The 15,774-nt window shown below is 63.6% G+C and carries 15 protein-coding genes; 12 read left to right on the top strand and 3 right to left on the bottom strand.

The features are described from left to right. The first annotated feature begins 121 nt into the window (after positions 1-121). On the top strand, positions 122-523 hold the full coding sequence (locus V8J82_RS18930) for a hypothetical protein (RefSeq protein ID WP_339977583.1): 402 nt from the start codon (positions 122-124) through the stop codon (positions 521-523). Here the strand turns inward: V8J82_RS18930 and V8J82_RS18925 are convergent. Continuing rightward, positions 520-1,662, bottom strand: coding sequence for an alpha-hydroxy acid oxidase (locus V8J82_RS18925; protein ID WP_339977581.1), 1,143 nt, complete (start codon positions 1,660-1,662; stop codon positions 520-522). The genes V8J82_RS18930 and V8J82_RS18925 overlap by 4 nt on opposite strands. A gap of 199 nt (positions 1,663-1,861) precedes the next feature. Between V8J82_RS18925 and V8J82_RS18920 the strand changes: the two genes are divergently transcribed. From V8J82_RS18920 to V8J82_RS18910, 3 genes are all read left to right on the top strand, one after another. Further along, positions 1,862-4,318 (top strand): ATP-dependent helicase, encoded by a 2,457-nt coding sequence (locus V8J82_RS18920; protein WP_339977579.1) that lies wholly within the window; start codon positions 1,862-1,864, stop codon positions 4,316-4,318. Positions 4,319-4,492: 174 nt separating this feature from the next. Further along, the gene (locus tag V8J82_RS18915) at positions 4,493-5,050 is read left to right on the top strand and encodes a hypothetical protein (protein WP_339977577.1); all 558 of its coding nucleotides are present in this window, start codon (positions 4,493-4,495) and stop codon (positions 5,048-5,050) included. A 91-nt stretch (positions 5,051-5,141) separates the two neighbouring features. Beyond that, positions 5,142-5,723 (top strand): hypothetical protein, encoded by a 582-nt coding sequence (locus V8J82_RS18910; RefSeq protein WP_339977575.1) that lies wholly within the window; start codon positions 5,142-5,144, stop codon positions 5,721-5,723. On the opposite strand, the gene V8J82_RS18905 is transcribed toward V8J82_RS18910, so the two are convergent. Beyond that, positions 5,720-6,334 (bottom strand): LysE family translocator, encoded by a 615-nt coding sequence (locus V8J82_RS18905; RefSeq protein ID WP_339977573.1) that lies wholly within the window; start codon positions 6,332-6,334, stop codon positions 5,720-5,722. The genes V8J82_RS18910 and V8J82_RS18905 overlap by 4 nt on opposite strands. A gap of 72 nt (positions 6,335-6,406) precedes the next feature. On the opposite strand from V8J82_RS18905, the gene V8J82_RS18900 reads away from it, so the two are divergent. Continuing rightward, positions 6,407-6,859, top strand: a complete 453-nt coding sequence (locus tag V8J82_RS18900) for an Lrp/AsnC family transcriptional regulator (RefSeq protein WP_339977571.1) — start codon at positions 6,407-6,409, stop codon at positions 6,857-6,859. 311 nt (positions 6,860-7,170) lie between these two features. Here the strand turns inward: V8J82_RS18900 and V8J82_RS18895 are convergent, their stop codons facing one another. Beyond that, complete coding sequence (locus V8J82_RS18895) at positions 7,171-7,392, bottom strand: DUF1127 domain-containing protein (RefSeq protein ID WP_339977569.1); 222 nt, start codon at positions 7,390-7,392, stop codon at positions 7,171-7,173. 203 nt (positions 7,393-7,595) lie between these two features. Here V8J82_RS18895 and V8J82_RS18890 point away from each other — a divergent pair, with 203 nt between their 5' ends. The 7 genes from V8J82_RS18890 (at position 7,596) to V8J82_RS18860 (ending at position 15,710) form a co-directional block, all read left to right on the top strand. After that, positions 7,596-8,816 carry an MFS transporter gene (locus tag V8J82_RS18890; protein ID WP_339977567.1) on the top strand — a complete coding sequence of 407 codons (1,221 nt, stop codon included), beginning with the start codon at positions 7,596-7,598 and terminating at the stop codon, positions 8,814-8,816. A 33-nt stretch (positions 8,817-8,849) separates the two neighbouring features. Continuing rightward, positions 8,850-9,944, top strand: coding sequence for an Mrp/NBP35 family ATP-binding protein (locus tag V8J82_RS18885; protein WP_339977565.1), 1,095 nt, complete (start codon positions 8,850-8,852; stop codon positions 9,942-9,944). A gap of 671 nt (positions 9,945-10,615) precedes the next feature. Next, on the top strand, positions 10,616-11,092 hold the full coding sequence (locus tag V8J82_RS18880) for a cell division/cell wall cluster transcriptional repressor MraZ (RefSeq protein ID WP_339977563.1): 477 nt from the start codon (positions 10,616-10,618) through the stop codon (positions 11,090-11,092). Next, the gene (gene rsmH, locus V8J82_RS18875; protein ID WP_339977561.1) at positions 11,089-12,060 is read left to right on the top strand and encodes a 16S rRNA (cytosine(1402)-N(4))-methyltransferase RsmH; all 972 of its coding nucleotides are present in this window, start codon (positions 11,089-11,091) and stop codon (positions 12,058-12,060) included. The genes V8J82_RS18880 and rsmH overlap by 4 nt, the downstream gene beginning before the upstream one ends. Positions 12,061-12,063: 3 nt before the next feature. Continuing rightward, a complete protein-coding gene (gene ftsL, locus V8J82_RS18870; RefSeq protein ID WP_339977559.1) occupies positions 12,064-12,423 on the top strand; it encodes a cell division protein FtsL in 360 nt (119 codons plus the stop codon). Between the two features lie 2 nt (positions 12,424-12,425). Continuing rightward, positions 12,426-14,207, top strand: a complete 1,782-nt coding sequence (locus V8J82_RS18865; protein ID WP_339977934.1) for a peptidoglycan D,D-transpeptidase FtsI family protein — start codon at positions 12,426-12,428, stop codon at positions 14,205-14,207. A gap of 27 nt (positions 14,208-14,234) precedes the next feature. Further along, a complete protein-coding gene (locus V8J82_RS18860; RefSeq protein WP_339977557.1) occupies positions 14,235-15,710 on the top strand; it encodes a UDP-N-acetylmuramoyl-L-alanyl-D-glutamate--2,6-diaminopimelate ligase in 1,476 nt (491 codons plus the stop codon). The last annotated feature ends 64 nt before the right edge of the window (positions 15,711-15,774 follow it).

Genomic DNA, 15,774 nt, shown 5'->3' with positions numbered 1-15,774 from the left:
ACGTAAGGGCAAGGTGTATACAGGCGCCGAGGCGGCCAGGGGCTGCCGACAGGCATACAAGCATTAACCCTGTCTAAAACGACCAGTCGCGTTTTGTTCTCCCGGTCGTTAATCTTTCTTAATGTTTAATGAGCTTTTCTACTCCGTTGCACTGTGTTCCGCCATGTTTGGCGGCGAGAGCGAAATCCGAACCGATATCGAATTGGTCCATGACACCGGGCGCATTCGTGCCGACTGTATCACCGACACGCATTACATTGAGGTCGGTCTCGACAATACAGCGTCATCGCGCGACAGCATCGTTCAGGCCGTGACAGGCGCCGTCCTCAATGATCTGGAGCCGATGGTCGTGGTGATTGATCGCGATGGTATCGAAGACACGCATCAATGGGAGCTTGAGGTCACGGCCTCACGCGCGGATGTCGTGTTTCGCGTCGTTCACGTGAATACCGCCTTGCGCACCGCAATCGCGCGTCATTCCCGACAGATGCGAGCGCGCACGCTGGCGTTGCTTAGCGACTAGCTGTCCACCAACCGCCCCGGCAGGTCGGCCAGGTGCCGCGCGCCGATTTGGGCCATATTGCTTTCCATATCTTTGACCAGCACATCATGCCAATGGGCAGGGCCATCCCGCCCCAACGCCCCCAGCGCATAATGCCAGGCGCGGCCCATCATCACAAAATCCGCCCCCAGTGCCAGCGCCCGCAAAATGTCCAATCCGCCTTCGATGCCGCTGTCGAAGATCAGCGGCAGCGTCGTCGCCGCCCGCACCGTCGACAAGGTATCAATGGCCCCCGGCGCGCCATCGAATTGGCGGCCCGCATGGTTTGAGACCCAAATCGCGTCCACCCCGAGCGCCTCTGCGCGCGCGGCCACCTCCGGCTCCGTCACACCTTTCACAACAAACGCACCGTCCCACCGGTCCCGCAACGCGGACACATAATCCCAATCCGGCGCGGCGCGCAGCAGATACCCCATATGGGCTGTCGAGGGCAGGGGGCCTACTTTCAGGTCTTCGGCATAGCTGTCCATCAACCGCATCCGCGGCATCCCCGTCGCCTGGATCCCCAGCGCCCAGGCCGGGCAGCACGCGACCTGCGCCAATAGCCGCGGGGTCAGGCGCGGGGGCTGCACCAACCCGCCACGGGTCTGCCGTTCCCGGCGTGAAGCTGCGGGCACGTCGACGGTCAGGACCAGCGTGTGAAACCCCGCCGCCTTTGCCCGCGCCAGCATATCGTCCCGGATGTCGGCTGACTTCGGCGGATACATCTGGAACCAACCCTGATCGCCCATCTTCGGGCCGATGGCCTCGGGCACCATCGTCGCCACGGTCGAGAGACAATAGGGAATGCCTGCTTTCGCCCCATGCCGTGCCAGGATCACCTCCGCCTCGGGCCAGATCAGGCCCGACATGCCCACCGGCGCAATCCCGAACGGCACCGGATAATCGCGCTCCAGAAACCGGCACGACACATCCGGCGCCACCTCACCCCGCAACGCCGCCGGGCACAGCAGAACCCGATCCAACGCCGCCCGATTGCGCCGCGCCGTGGCTTCCGCGCCGGTCGCCGAATCCAGATACTCCCACACGAAATGCGGAATGCGCCGCCGCGCCCGGGCCTTCAAATCGCTCAAAGCGGGATATCGCGCATGCAAATCCATCCCGCCTGAATACGCTCAAAGCCCCTCAATTCAATACAATTCGAGACAAATTGCGCCCGCCCCTTCATCTTGGTCGAAAAACTCCGGGGGAGCCCGGCACGGGCGGGGGCAGCGCCCCCTCGGCCCTAGCCAATGGCACCGAGAGAACAATCTAAGAACAAACCTTCCCCTTTGCGGCCATGCGCTCTATCCTAGGGGCATGAGCAGTTTTGATGATTCAGACGCGTTCGAAGCAGCGGCAACCTCTTCCCTGGCGGCCCGCGCCATTGCCGCGCGCGGCGGGCCTGCGGCGGGTGCGGCTTATATGGACGGCCTCAACCCGGCCCAGAAAGCGGCGGTCGAACAGATCGAAGGACCGGTCCTGATGCTGGCGGGCGCGGGCACCGGCAAGACCCGTGCGCTGACCGCACGCATCGCGCATCTGCTGACCACCGGCGCGGCGCGGCCCAATGATATCCTCGCCGTCACCTTTACGAACAAAGCCGCGCGCGAGATGAAAAACCGCGTCGGCCAGCTTTTGGGCCAACCGGCCGAAGGCATGCCCTGGCTCGGCACCTTCCATGCCATTTGCGTCAAGCTCCTGCGCCGTCATGCCGAATTGGTGGATCTGAAGTCGAACTTCACCATCCTCGACACCGACGACCAGAACCGCCTGCTCAAACAATTGATCATCGCGGCGGAAATCGATGAAAAGCGCTGGCCCGCCCGGGCGCTCAGCTCGATCATTGATGGCTGGAAAAACCGCGCCCTGACGCCCGATAAGGTGCCCGCCGCCGATCACGGCGCCTTCAATCACCGCGGGGTCGAGCTCTACGCCCAATATCAAACCCGCCTGCGCGAGTTGAATGCCTGCGATTTCGGCGATCTGCTGCTGCATGTGATCGCGATCTTCCAGGAAAACGACGACCTGCTGCAGCAATATCAGCGCTGGTTCCGCTACATCCTGGTGGACGAGTACCAGGATACCAATGTCGCCCAATATCTCTGGCTGCGGCTGCTGGCGGCGGGCCACAAGAATATCTGTTGCGTGGGCGATGACGATCAGTCGATCTACGGCTGGCGCGGCGCCGAAGTGGGCAATATCCTGCGGTTTGAAAAGGATTTTCCCGGCGCCCATGTGGTGCGGCTGGAACAGAATTACCGCTCCACCGGCCATATCCTCGCCGCCGCTTCGGGTGTCATTGCGGGCAATAAGGGTCGACTGGGTAAGACCCTTTGGACCGATGGCGAGGACGGCGAAAAGGTCCGCCTGATCGGCCATTGGGACGGCGATGAAGAGGCCCGCTGGGTTGGCGAAGAGATTGAGGCGATGGGCCAGGGCACTCGCGGTATGGATCCGATCGGGCCCAACCAGATCGCCATCCTGGTGCGCGCCTCCCACCAGATGCGCGCCTTCGAGGATCGGTTCCTGACCATCGGTCTGCCTTATCGCGTCATCGGCGGCCCGCGCTTTTACGAGCGGATGGAGATCCGCGATGCGATGGCCTATTTCCGCGTCGTCGTCAGCCCCGATGATGATCTCGCCTTCGAGCGGATCGTGAACACCCCCAAACGCGGCCTCGGCGACAAGGCTCAGCAAACCATCCAGCGCATGGCCCGCCAGAACGGCGTCAGCCTGCTGGAGGGCGCACGGCTTTGCGTGGAAACCCAGGCCATCGGCGGCAAGGGCGGCAAGGAACTGCGCGTCTTGGTTGAGGGCCTGGCGCGCTGGCGCCAGATGATCACCGGGCCGCTGCGCCAAGTCGGCCCCACTGACGATCTGATCGAAGAGGAAACCGCCCCCGCAGGCGTCAGCCACGTGGAACTGGCCGAGATCATCCTCGACGAATCCGGCTACACCGCCCATTGGCAGAACGACAAAACGCCTGAGGCACCTGGGCGGCTTGAAAACCTCAAGGAACTGATCAAGGCCCTGGAAAGCTTCGAGAATCTACAAGGCTTCCTCGAACATGTCAGCCTGATCATGGACAATGAGGCCGATGATCAGGAACCCAAGGTTACCCTGATGACGCTGCACGCGGCCAAGGGGCTCGAATTCCCCGCTGTGTTCCTGCCGGGTTGGGAAGATGGCCTGTTCCCCAGCCAACGCAGCATGGACGAATCCGGCCTCCAGGGTCTCGAAGAGGAACGCCGCCTGGCCTATGTCGGCATCACCCGCGCCGAACAGGTCTGCACAATTTCCTTCGCGGGCAACCGCCGCGTTTATGGGCAGTGGCAATCGCAAATGCCCTCTCGCTTCATCGACGAATTGCCCGAAGCCCATGTGGAGGTGCTGACGCCTCCCGGTCTCTACGGCCACCAAGGCGGGATGAGCGCGTCGGCCAGCCCCGTGGAACAGACCCGGATGGGCAGCAACCTGCACCAGGCCGCGGCCAAGGCCGATGTCTACAATTCCCCCGGCTGGCGGCGGCTTCAGGCGAACCAGGGCAACCGCTCCCTGCGCCAACCGTCGGAGGCCAAGACCATGACCATCGACGCCGAGGCCGTCAGCGCCTTTGCCTTGGGCGATCGCGTGTTCCACCAGAAATTCGGCTATGGCGAAGTGATGAGTGTCGAGGGCGACAAGCTCGGCATCGAATTCGACAAGGCGGGCTCAAAACATGTGGTCGGGCGCTTTCTTGTGGCCGCGGGTCCCGATGGCGACGTGCCGTTCTAGAACGCCGCGCGCGTCCCAGCGCGATATCGGATGGCGTTTGGCGCCGCGTTTGTGCCAGCGGCGGCGGCGCTGATTTCGCGGATCCGGGGGCAGGCGGAAATGAGCCTTTCTTATGGAAAGCCCGCATCGCGCTGTGCTGGACGGTTCCACATCACCCGCGTTACTCTCCACCCCATGACACGTTTTCTGATCGCCCTTGTCGCGCTGTGCCTGCCGCTGAAGGCCGCGGCACAGGATTTCCTGTCGCAAGCCGAGGTGGAGCAGGTCCTGTCGCTCAACGCGTTTTGCTACGCGCAGGGGGCGGATGGATCCTGCGCCTGGGCCGAGGTCTATCCGGTGCTGGACGGCCCGTTGATCGAGTTGAATATCGGCGTGGTTCTGGGGCCCGGGCAATTGGTGGTGCTGCGCCAGCGCGCGACCTGGATCAACGATGCGATGTGCATTCGCGACGGCGATCTGGGTGTCACCGGATCGTCGGTCGGTCCGCCGCCGATCTTCCCCTTCGATGGCGCGGGCCTGGTCCCGCAGGCGCCCGCGACCACAAACCAGATCATCGCCCAGATCGCGGCCTCCACGGCCCCCAAAACCTGCTTTCGCTTCGCGCGCGATCCCGCCCGGCCTGGCGGGCTGTTGCAGATCACCTTCGCCGATTCCGTTCAATTGGACGGCGCCGATCCGATCACGCTGGTGCCGCTCAGCCAGCGCAGCGTTCAACTGACCATTCCGTTTTAGTCGGCAATCCGCCGCGCAGTGGCCTCGACCCGGGCAATACAAATGCCTAGGTTGCGCAAAAGATTTGTTTATTCCTTTGACGGAGACCGGAATGCCCCTTGGCAGATTTGGTGCGGCGTGCGCCGTGGCGATTGTTGTGACAGGCCCAGCTTGGGCGCAGACCCTGGCGGATCCCGCCACCTTCCTCACCCGCGAGGCGCTTGAGGCGCATATGAGCGACTCGGCCTTTTGCTACTATCCGTCAGATCGCCTGTCCTGCGCCTGGGCTGAGCTTTATACCGAATTGAATGACGATCACGCGATCCTGCATTCGGCCAACGCCTCAGCGGACGGCCCGATGCAAGTCATCGAGTTTCGTGTCGATTGGCGCGACAATGGGCTTTGCGTCGATTACGACACCCAAGGTCTGATCGCGGCGCGTGAAGCCGATGGCAACCGGTTCCCCTTCGATCTGAGCGGGCTGGAGGAGATCACGCCTGAAGCGCTTGAGGAATTGCTGGTGCTGATCCGCGACAATTCCACGCCGGATTCCTGTTTTTACTATTCCGAAGATCCGATCACGCCCGGCCAATTGCGTCAGCACGCCTTTTATGGCGGCGTCCAGCAAGAGGGGTTTGATCCCGTCGCGCTGATCCCCAGCTTTGCCAGCGGCGTGTCGATGAATCCCGGCTAGGGGGCTGGGGCGAACAGCGTGGCGATGATCGGGTAAAGCGACAGGATCAGCAGCAGCGCCATGGTCAGGTTGAAGGCCCGCAGGGCGCCCGGAGTGTCCAGCCAGCGGCGCAATTGCACGCCGCCCCAGGCCCAGCTTGCCACCGATGGCAGGTTCACCAGCCCGAAGATCACCGCGACGGCCACGGCGCCCAGCCAGCTCCCGTCGTCGGGCGCGAAATTCGTCTGGGCGTAGATCGACATATAGATCGCCTTGGGGTTCACCCATTGAAACCCCGCCGCCTGCAAGAATGTTAGGGGCCGCGCATCGTCGGGCGCGTCGGCGGGCGGGGCGGCATTGGCCACCTTCCAGGCCAGCCACAGCAGATAGACCACCGAGATCGCCGTCAGCGCCAGCCGCAGCCAGGGCAGGGTGTGGAACAATTGTACCAGGCCAAGCCCCAAGATCAGCGTCATGCCAGCATGGCCAAGCGACACGCCCAGCATATGCGGCGCGGTTCGCCCCAGCCCGAAATTCGCGCCCGAGGCCATCAGCATAATGTTGTTGGGCCCCGGTGTGATCGAGGAGACGAAGGCAAACAGCACCAGGCCGGAGATCAGATCGTAGGTCATGGCGCAACATTAGGCGCGGTTCGGGGCAATGAAATTGCGAATTGCGCGGAAATCGCATAGATTATGCAATGTATGAGCGTGATTGACGAGAAAGACCAACAGATATTGCGTGAACTGGCGCGCGACGGACGGATCTCGAATCTCGATCTGGCCGAGCGTGTGGCGCTGTCGCCCTCCGCCACGCTGCGGCGGGTGCAAGCCTTGGAAAAGGCGGGGGTGATCCGCGGCTACCGCGCAGTGCTCGATCCGGCGAAGCTGGGCATCGGGTTTGTCGCCTATGTCACCGTCGGGCTGGCGCAGCACACGAAAGCCGCGCAAGAGGCGTTTGAGGCCGCAGTATCGCGCGCCGAGGCGGTGCGGGAATGCCACAACATCACCGGCACAGTCGAATATCTGCTGCGGGTCGAGGTGCCGGATCTGACCACGTATAAGCGCGTCCATACCGATATCCTGGGCGCTCTGCCGCAGGTGGCAACGATCACAACCTATGTGGTGATGGGGTCGCCCAAGGATACACGGGCCTGAGGCATCTCACAGGGCATAAAAAAACGGCGACGGTCCAAGGGAGGAGGCGGACCATCGCCGTTTAGGATTGTCGATCCCTCCAAAATGGGAGGAGGAGGAGAGACCGATATTGGCATTGCACCTTTGGGAGGAGCGGTGCTTTGCCGGTCGTCACGACCCCGGGAGGAGGTGGGGCCGATCTGTCTACGGCCTTTTGGGCCGATTGTCTGGCCCGAAGGGCCGGTATTGGGTGGGCCTATCCCAAGGGAGGAGCGGGATAGGGCCCGACAACCAGACGTCCAAGGGAGGAGCGGACGCCTGGAATTCGGTGGTTAGACGTTGGCGCCGTAGGCCGCTTCCAGCGCGATGCGGCGGATCATCGAGGGGTTGATGCCCAGATCTGCCATTTCGCGGGGCGACAGCTCGCGCAGCTCGTTCAGCGTGCGGCGGTACATGCGCCAATTGTTGAAGCCTTCCACAGCGGCGTCGCGGATTTCAGCGAAACGGCCGCCCAAAGACGTGGTGTGGGTGCGGTTGCCTGATACATAGGCCATGATCTCATCCTCATTCAGCGTGCGTTTGGCGGGTCTCTTTTGTTTTCCCTGCCAGGTCGTATGGTGGGTCAGAAGCGTCTTCCTCTGCCCTGTTACACGCTAACATAGGCCCATGCTGCGTATGCACAATAACCGATGGAGAAATGCTGCTATGCAGCAAATGCATAGCACAAAAACGTTACTTTCCCTAGGGTTAGCGTCGCGTGGTTAGGGCCGTTCAAATCGCTGGCGGGGCCTTTTCCGACCGACAATTTCGGTTGTTTTTCATCGGCATATTCTGTGCGGTCCAGGCGATCTGGATCCAGCGTGTCACGTTGGGCTGGCTGGCCTGGGAACGGACCGGGCAAGCCAGCGTCGTGGGTCTGGTGGCTGGGCTCAGTCTGGTGCCATCGCTGCTGACGGGCCCGTTCTTCGGGGTTTTGGTCGACCGGGTGAACATCAAACATGCCGCCTTGGTGACAAACGGCTCAATGGCGGCCTGGCTCGCGGTGCTGGCGCTGTCGGCGGGGCAGGTGGGTGCGGTCGGGCTGGCCATCGCCGCGTTGGGAATCGGCGTGATCTCAGCCGCCCATCACCCGGTGCGCATGTCCTTGGCGCCGCGCCTGGTGGCGCCTGAAATGGTGCAGCATGTCGTGTCGGTCACCGCGCTGAATTTCAACCTTGCCCGCCTGGTTGCGCCGGTTATCGCGGGCTGGATTATCGCGACTGCAGGGGGCGGTGTGGCCCTTTGGATCGCGGCGGCGTGCTATCTGCCGATGTTGTCGATCCTGCCGGTGCTGACCCCGCGCGCTCTGCCACCGCGTCCGGCGCGCCCCTTCTTCTCAGATCTGCTGGAAGGCTTGCGCTTCGCCGCGGCTCGCCCGCTGATCCGCAACGCCCTGCTGATCACTTTGGCGCTGTCGGTGATCGTGCGCGGCGCATTGGAATTGCTGCCGGTTCTGGCCGATGGCGGCTATGGCCGGGGTGCGGCGGGTCTGGGTCTGCTGACCGCCGCCGCGGGGGGAGGGGCGCTGGTGGCGGCGGTGTTCAAGACCCTCGGTGTCGGCCATGCCGGGGCGTCGATCTCGGTCTCCGTCTGGGCCCTGGCGATTGTGGGCCAAAGCGCCGTGGTGCTGATGGGCGTCGGCCCCACCTGGCCGATGGCGATGAGTAGCGCGGCGCTGGCCGGTGCCGCCTCCACCTGGGTTGGCATCAGCTTGCAGGCCGCGATCCAAACGGATTTGCCCGATGGCTATCGCGGCCGCGTGATGAGCCTTTGGATCGTGGTGGGTCTGGGGTCCGTTTCGCTCGGCGCCTTCGCGATTGGCGGGCTGGCGCAGATCCTCGGGATCGGGGCCGCGCTGGTCTGCGCGGGGCTGGCGGGCTTGACGATGCTCGCCCTGGTCGCATTTCGGATGCGGAGCACGGCCAAAGCGCCTAACTAACCGCAAACGACCCGCAACCGGACCCGACAGCCCATGACCCAGACCCGCGACACCGTTCTTCAAGCGCTCAGCGCCGTGCCTTTGCCCGATGGCGGCGATCTGGTCAGCCGCGACATGATCCGGGCGCTGCAGATCCAAGGGCCGAAGGTCAGCTTCATTATCGAGGCGCCCAGCCCCGACATCGCCCGCACCCTGGGCGCGGTGGTCGAGGCTGCGAAGGCCGCCGTGGGCACGCTGGATGGCGTGGACGATGTGCAGGCGGCCCTGACCGCCCATGGCCCCGCCGCAAAACCGGCGCCCGCCGCGGCGCCCAAGGGGCCGCCGCCCTCGCTCAGCGTCGGGGGCCATATGAAGCCGCAAGATGGGCCCATGAACCCGGTCGGCGTGAAGCGCATCATCGGCATCGGCTCGGGCAAGGGCGGTGTGGGCAAATCCACCGTCTCGACCAATCTGGCCGTTGCCTTGGCGCGGCAGGGCAAGCAGGTCGGCCTGCTCGATGCCGATATCTACGGCCCAAGCGTGCCGCGCATGATGGGCGTGAACAAACGCCCGGCCTCGCCAGACGGCAAACGTATCCTGCCACTCCACGGCCATGGTGTCACACTGATGTCGATCGGTTTCATGCTGCCCGCCGAAAAGGCGGTGGTTTGGCGCGGTCCGATGCTGATGGGCGCGTTGCAGCAGATGCTCACCCAGGTGGAATGGGGCGAGCTGGACGTGCTGCTGGTCGATCTACCGCCCGGCACCGGCGACGTGGCGATGACGCTCTGCCAGCGCGCCGATGTCTCGGGGGCGATTGTGGTCTCCACCCCGCAGGACGTGGCGCTTTTGGATGCACGCAAGGCGCTCAACATGTTCGAGACGCTGAAGACCCCGGTGCTGGGCCTGATCGAGAATATGGCCAGCTTCCATTGCCCGAAATGCGGTCATGAAAGCCATATCTTCGGCGAAGGTGGTGTCCGGGCCGAGGCGGAAAAGCTCGGCGCGCCGTTCTTGGGCGCCTTGCCGATTGATCTTGAGACGCGCCTGGCCGGTGACAATGGCACGCCGATTGCGGCAGGTGAGGGTACCATGGCCCAGGCCTATGGCGCCCTGGCGCGCCGCTTCATCGACAACGGCATCGTCTGACGGCCCCAAGCCGTCGCGATTTCAACGGCCGTTCGGGGCCGTTGACGGGGTGATTCGAATTCGTTAACCTAGAACAAATCGTGATCACCGGCGCGTGAAGACGATTTTCTGGAAAAAATCGCCACTGTTCCCCACTTTTCTCCCCCACGCGGCGTACCCCAACATCTTGGGCATGGTTTCCCATACGGCACCATAAGAGCTGACTCTCGCAGGCGGGCGTCCTTGGATTCTATGTGTCGATGGGGCGGAAATCAGCAGATTGGAGGAAAGTGGGGGAAAAAGGTGTTGATTGGGAAGCTCACCCATGAGACAAACTTATCCATCGGCGACGAGACAACAAAACGGGTCGCAAAGACCTGAACCAAAATAAAAAAAGGCAGGTTCATACAGGCATCTCATACGCCGATGCAAAGAGATCCGGCGCGCGAACGAGCAGACATCCCCCCCAGGTAGTTTGCGCAGCTGGACACCCCAGAAATGGGACGAGGGCGGCGGTTGAGGAGTGGCAGCTTCCTCAACCGCCGTTTCCATTTCCGGGACAATAAATATGGCCGCAATGCGGCGAAAACTAGAGGGCGGCGTGCCGTCCCGCGGACAAGAGGCTACCGGCGTTGGAAACGCGGTTCACAGGCAGAGCCACCGTGAAGGTGGACGGAAAAGGACGGGTCGCGTTGCCGGCCCGCTTTCGCCGTGCGCTCCAGGCCAGTGACCGTGGCTGCGCCCCCGGCGAGGCGCCGCGCCTGCATATCGCCTTCGGAAATCCCCGCCACGCCCATGTCGAATGCTTGTCCGGCGACGCGTTCGACGCGGTCGTCGCCAAGATCGAAGGCATGGATGAGGGCGAGGAAGAGCGCGAACTGCTCGAAGACCTCTATTACGGCTATTGCGAAGAAGTGCAGGTGGACGATACCGGCCGCTTCGTTCTGCCGGTCGAGGCCCGCGACAAGCTGCAACTGGATGGCGAGGCGGTGTTCAAGGGCCGCGGCACCCGGTTCCACATCCTGCGGCCCGAAGACGATGCTGCCGTGCGCGGTCGGATCGAAGACCGTCTGCAGCGCTTCGGCGGCGACAACCAGAACTTCAACCCCATCTCATTGGCGAACAAAAAGCAAAAGATCGCAGATCAGGCAGGCGACGATGCACAATGACACACAGCCCCCATATTCCCGTCCTGTTGGACGCCATCCTCAGCCACGTGGCGCCGATTTCTGGCGTATGGCTGGACGGAACCTTCGGCGCTGGTGGATACGCCCGTGGCTTGCTTGACGGAGGCGCGGATCAGGTGATTGGCGTCGATCGCGATCCTTTGGCCTTTGACATGGCGGCAGATTGGGCCGGGTCCTACGGGGCTCGGCTTCGGCTTGTCGCGGGCACGTTTGGCGATCTGGACGAATTGGCGGGTGAGCCCCTGGATGGCGTGACGCTGGATCTGGGCGTGTCATCGATGCAGCTCGACCTGGCCGAGCGTGGCTTTTCCTTCCTGCGCGACGGCCCGCTGGATATGCGGATGGGGCAGGCGGGGCTCAGCGCCGAAGACCTGGTCAATGATGCGTCTGAGGCGCTGTTGGCCGATATCCTTTATCATTACGGGGAAGAGCGCGCCGCACGCCGGATCGCCAAAGCCATCGTCGCCGAGCGTGCGGAAAATCGCATTAACTCCACGCTGCAACTGGCTGCGATCATTGAGAAATGCCTGCCGCGCAAGAAGCCGGGTCAAAGCCACCCCGCCACGCGCTCCTTCCAGGCGATCCGCATCGCGGTGAATGACGAATTTGGCCAATTGGCTCAAGGTTTGATGGCCGCCGAACGCGCGCTGAAGCCCGGCGGGAAGCTCGCCGTGGTGACCTTCCATTCGCTGGAGGATCGCATCGTGAAGCGGTTCATGGCCGAACGCTCCAGCACCGGTGGCGGCGGCTCCCGCCACGCGCCTGAAGCGGCGTCCAAGGTTCCGGGGTTCACGCAGACACCCCGCAAAGCCATCGCGCCCGACGCCGATGAGATCGCGCGCAATACCCGCGCCCGCTCGGCGCGTCTGCGGATCGCCACACGCACCGACGCGCCCGCCGAAAGTATTTCGTTCCAGCAGCTTGGCCTGCCGCGTATCGAGGGAGTTTGACAGATGCGGTTCACGACCATCCTTGCCGCGCTTGCCGTGATTGGCCTGGGCTACTGGGCCTATCATCAGACGATCCAGACCCAGATGGCGATGCGCGATGTGGAACGGCTGGAACGCGCGATCGGCGCTGAACATGAGCGTCTGTCGGTGCTGCGCGCCGAATGGGCCTATTTGAACCGCCCCGACCGTCTGCGCGAATTGGCGCAGTTTAATTTCGAACGTTTGGGCCTTCTGCCCCTGCGCCCCGATCAATTCGGCGAAGTGGCGCAGATCCCCTATCCGCGGCCTGTACAGGTGATCGAGGAATTGCTGCTCGACAATGCCTCGACCGGCGGCGGCAGCAGCCCGGAGGTGGTGCAATGACCATGGTGCGCCGCACCCCGCTGCGCCCGCTGACGCGTGTCTTGGATGCGCGTGCGCGGGGCGAGAACCCGGACAATATCGAACGCGAGAACCTGCGCCTGCGCCATGAGGCACAGCGCGACCGCCTGCGCGTGCGGGCCGAAAGCCGCCTGTTGCTGGTCGCGATGGCCTTTGTCGTCGCCTTCGGCACGGTTGGCGCCCGGATGGCGGCATTGGCCACATCCGAACCGCGCGAGCCGCGCATCATGGCCCAGGGTCCGACGATTCTGAACACGCGCGCCGATATCACCGACCGCCAGGGCCGCGTGCTGGCGACGAATTTCGCCACCAACGCGCTCTATGCCCATCCGCAAGACATCATCTATCCCCGCCAGGCCGCCGATGGCCTGGCCGCGATCTTCCCCGAAATGGATGCCGATGATCTCTATCGTCGCTTCTCAGGGGACAGCCGCTTCATCTGGCTGCGCCGCTACATCTCGCCCGAACAGGAACAGCTTGTGCATGATATCGGCGAGCCGGGCCTGCTGTTCGGTCCGCGCGAGATGCGGCTTTATCCCAACGGCTCCATCGCCTCTCATGTGTTGGGCGGCGCGGGGTTCGGGGAAGAGGCCGTGAATGCCGCCGAGGTGATCGGCGTGGCGGGGATCGAGGCGCGCTTCGATGCCGAATTGCGCGACCCCGCACGGGTCGAACCGCTGATGCTGTCGCTGGATCTGTCGATTCAGGCGGCCATCGAAGAGGTGTTGGCCGGCGGCATGGCGCTGCTCAATGCGCCCGGCGCCTCTGCGGTGCTGATGGATGTGCATACCGGCGAGGTGGTCTCGATGGCGAGCCTGCCGGATTTTGACCCCAATGCGCGGCCCCGTCCGCTGACCGAAGGTGATCAGGCCGACAGCCCGCTGTTCAATCGCGCGGTGCAGGGCGTCTACGAATTGGGGTCCGTCTTCAAGACCTTCACCATCGCCCAAGCGCTGGAGATGGGTCTGTTCAACATCCACGACATGATCGACACGACCGGACCGTTGCGGATGGCCGGGTTCTCGATCCGCGATTTCCGCAGCTACGGCGATGAACAAAGCGTCTCGGACGTCTTGGTGCATTCCTCCAATATCGGTACGGCCCGGATCGCTCGGGTGATCGGCGCGGATCGGCAGCGTGATTTCCTGGATCAATTGAACCTGTTGCAGCCCACCTCCATCGAAATGGTCGAAGCACCCTCGGGCCGCCCGCTTTTGCCGCCACGTTGGGGGGAGTTGGCGACGATGACGATCAGCTATGGCCACGGCGTGTCGACCTCGCCGCTGCATCTGGCCGCCGCCTATTCCACCATGGTCAATGGCGGAACAGAGATCACGCCGACCCTTCTGCGCCGCGATGTGCCGCAAAATGGCGAGCGGATCATCTCCGAAGCGACCAGCCGCGCGATACGCGACATGCTGCGCCTTGTGGTGACCGAAGGCACTGCCAGTTTCGGCGAGGTCGAGGGCTATCAGGTCGGCGGCAAGACCGGCACTGCCGATTTGCCGCGGCCCGAGGGCGGATATTACGAGGATCGCAACCTCAACACGTTTGCGGGCGCCTTCCCGATGGATGATCCGCAATATGTGCTGGTCGTGACCTTGCAGGAGGCGGCAGAGCTTAGCGGCCCTGAACCGCGCCGCACTGCCGGTTGGACCGCCGTGCCCGTCGCCGCCGAGATCATCCGCCGCGCCGCGCCATTGCTCGGTTTGCGTCCAGACGTTGAATCCACCGCCTATTTGCCGCTATCCAGCGCGTCAGAGTAACGCGCACCGCGATAAGGGGAGATGGCCATGGGCGAGAGACGATTGTCAGACCTGGGCCTGACCCCGCAAACGGGCCGCGATCTGCTGATCACCGATCTGGCGCTGGACAGCCGCAAGGTCATGCCCGGCACGCTCTTTGCGGCCTTGCCCGGCACGCGGGTCCATGGCGGCGAATTCATTCAATATGCCCTGCGCATGGGCGCCGCCGCGGTGCTGACCGATCGCAAGGGAGCCGAGATCGCTGCCGAAGAGCTGGCCGAATCCGACGCCGCGCTTGTGGTGGTCGAGAATGTCGCCGAAACCCTGGCCCGCACCGCAGCGCTGTTTTTCGGCGCGCAGCCCGAGACGATGGTGGCGGTGACGGGCACCAACGGCAAAACCTCGGTCGCCAGCTTCACCCGCCAGATTTGGGAGGCGTTGGGCCGCGAGGCCGTCAATATCGGCACCACCGGTGTCGAGGGCGCCTTTGCCGCGCCAAACCTGCACACCACACCCGAAGCGGTGACGCTGCACCACGTGTTGGCTGAGATGGCAGAGGCCAATGTGACCCATGCCGCGATGGAGGCGTCCAGCCACGGGCTCGATCAAAGCCGTATGCATGGCGTGCGCCTTGCGGCTGCGGCGTTTACCAACCTGACCCAGGATCATCTGGATTATCACGGTACGATGGAGGCGTATTTTGCCGCCAAGCTGCGCCTGTTCACCGAGCTTCTGCCCGATGATGGCGTGGCGGTGGTGAACCTCGATGACGATTACGGCGTCCGGGTGGCAGAGATCTGCGCCGATCGCGGGGTCGAGGTGATCGGCGTGGCGCAATATGCCGATGCCGCGCTCAAGATCACCGGACGGCGCATCGATGAGACGGGTCAGGATGTGCTGTTTCGCTGGCAGGGGGCGGGCCATCAGGTGCGGCTGGATCTGATCGGTGCGTTTCAGGCGATGAATGTGCTGACTGCGGCGGGTCTGGTCATCGCCGCGGGCGAGGATCCGGGCCGCGTGTTCGAGGTTTTGCCGCAGATGCGCGGCGTGCGCGGGCGGATGCAATTGGCCGCCACCCGCAACCACGGCGCGCCGATCTATGTGGATTACTCGCACACGCCCGACAGTCTTGAGGTCGCGCTCAAGGCACTGCGGCCCCATGTGATGGGCCGCTTGATTGTGGTCTTTGGCGCGGGCGGAGACCGGGACGCGGGTAAGCGCCCGATGATGGGCAAAGCCGCCGCCGAGAACGCCGATATCGCCATCGTTACCGATGACAATCCACGCTCGGAAGATCCCGCGACGATCCGCCTGGCGGTGATGTCGGGCTGCCCCGAAGCGACCGAAGTCGGCGACCGGGCCGAGGCGATCCTGCGCGGCGTCGATATGCTGGAGCCGGGCGACGCGCTGTTGATCGCGGGCAAGGGGCACGAGACCGGCCAGCAAGTCGGCGATGTTGTTTATCCATTCGACGATGTCGAACAGGCCTCGGTCGCGGTGGCGGCGTTGGAGGGCGCGATATGATCCGATCTGCGACTATCAGAAAAATTGATGATCCATTTCGACTATCAGACATATTGATAGTAGG

The sequence above is a fragment of the Gymnodinialimonas mytili genome, assembly GCF_037544085.1.
Classification (GTDB): domain Bacteria; phylum Pseudomonadota; class Alphaproteobacteria; order Rhodobacterales; family Rhodobacteraceae; genus Gymnodinialimonas; species Gymnodinialimonas mytili.
Note: the sequence above shows the minus strand (reverse complement) of the source record. Positions and strands in the feature narration are given on the sequence as shown.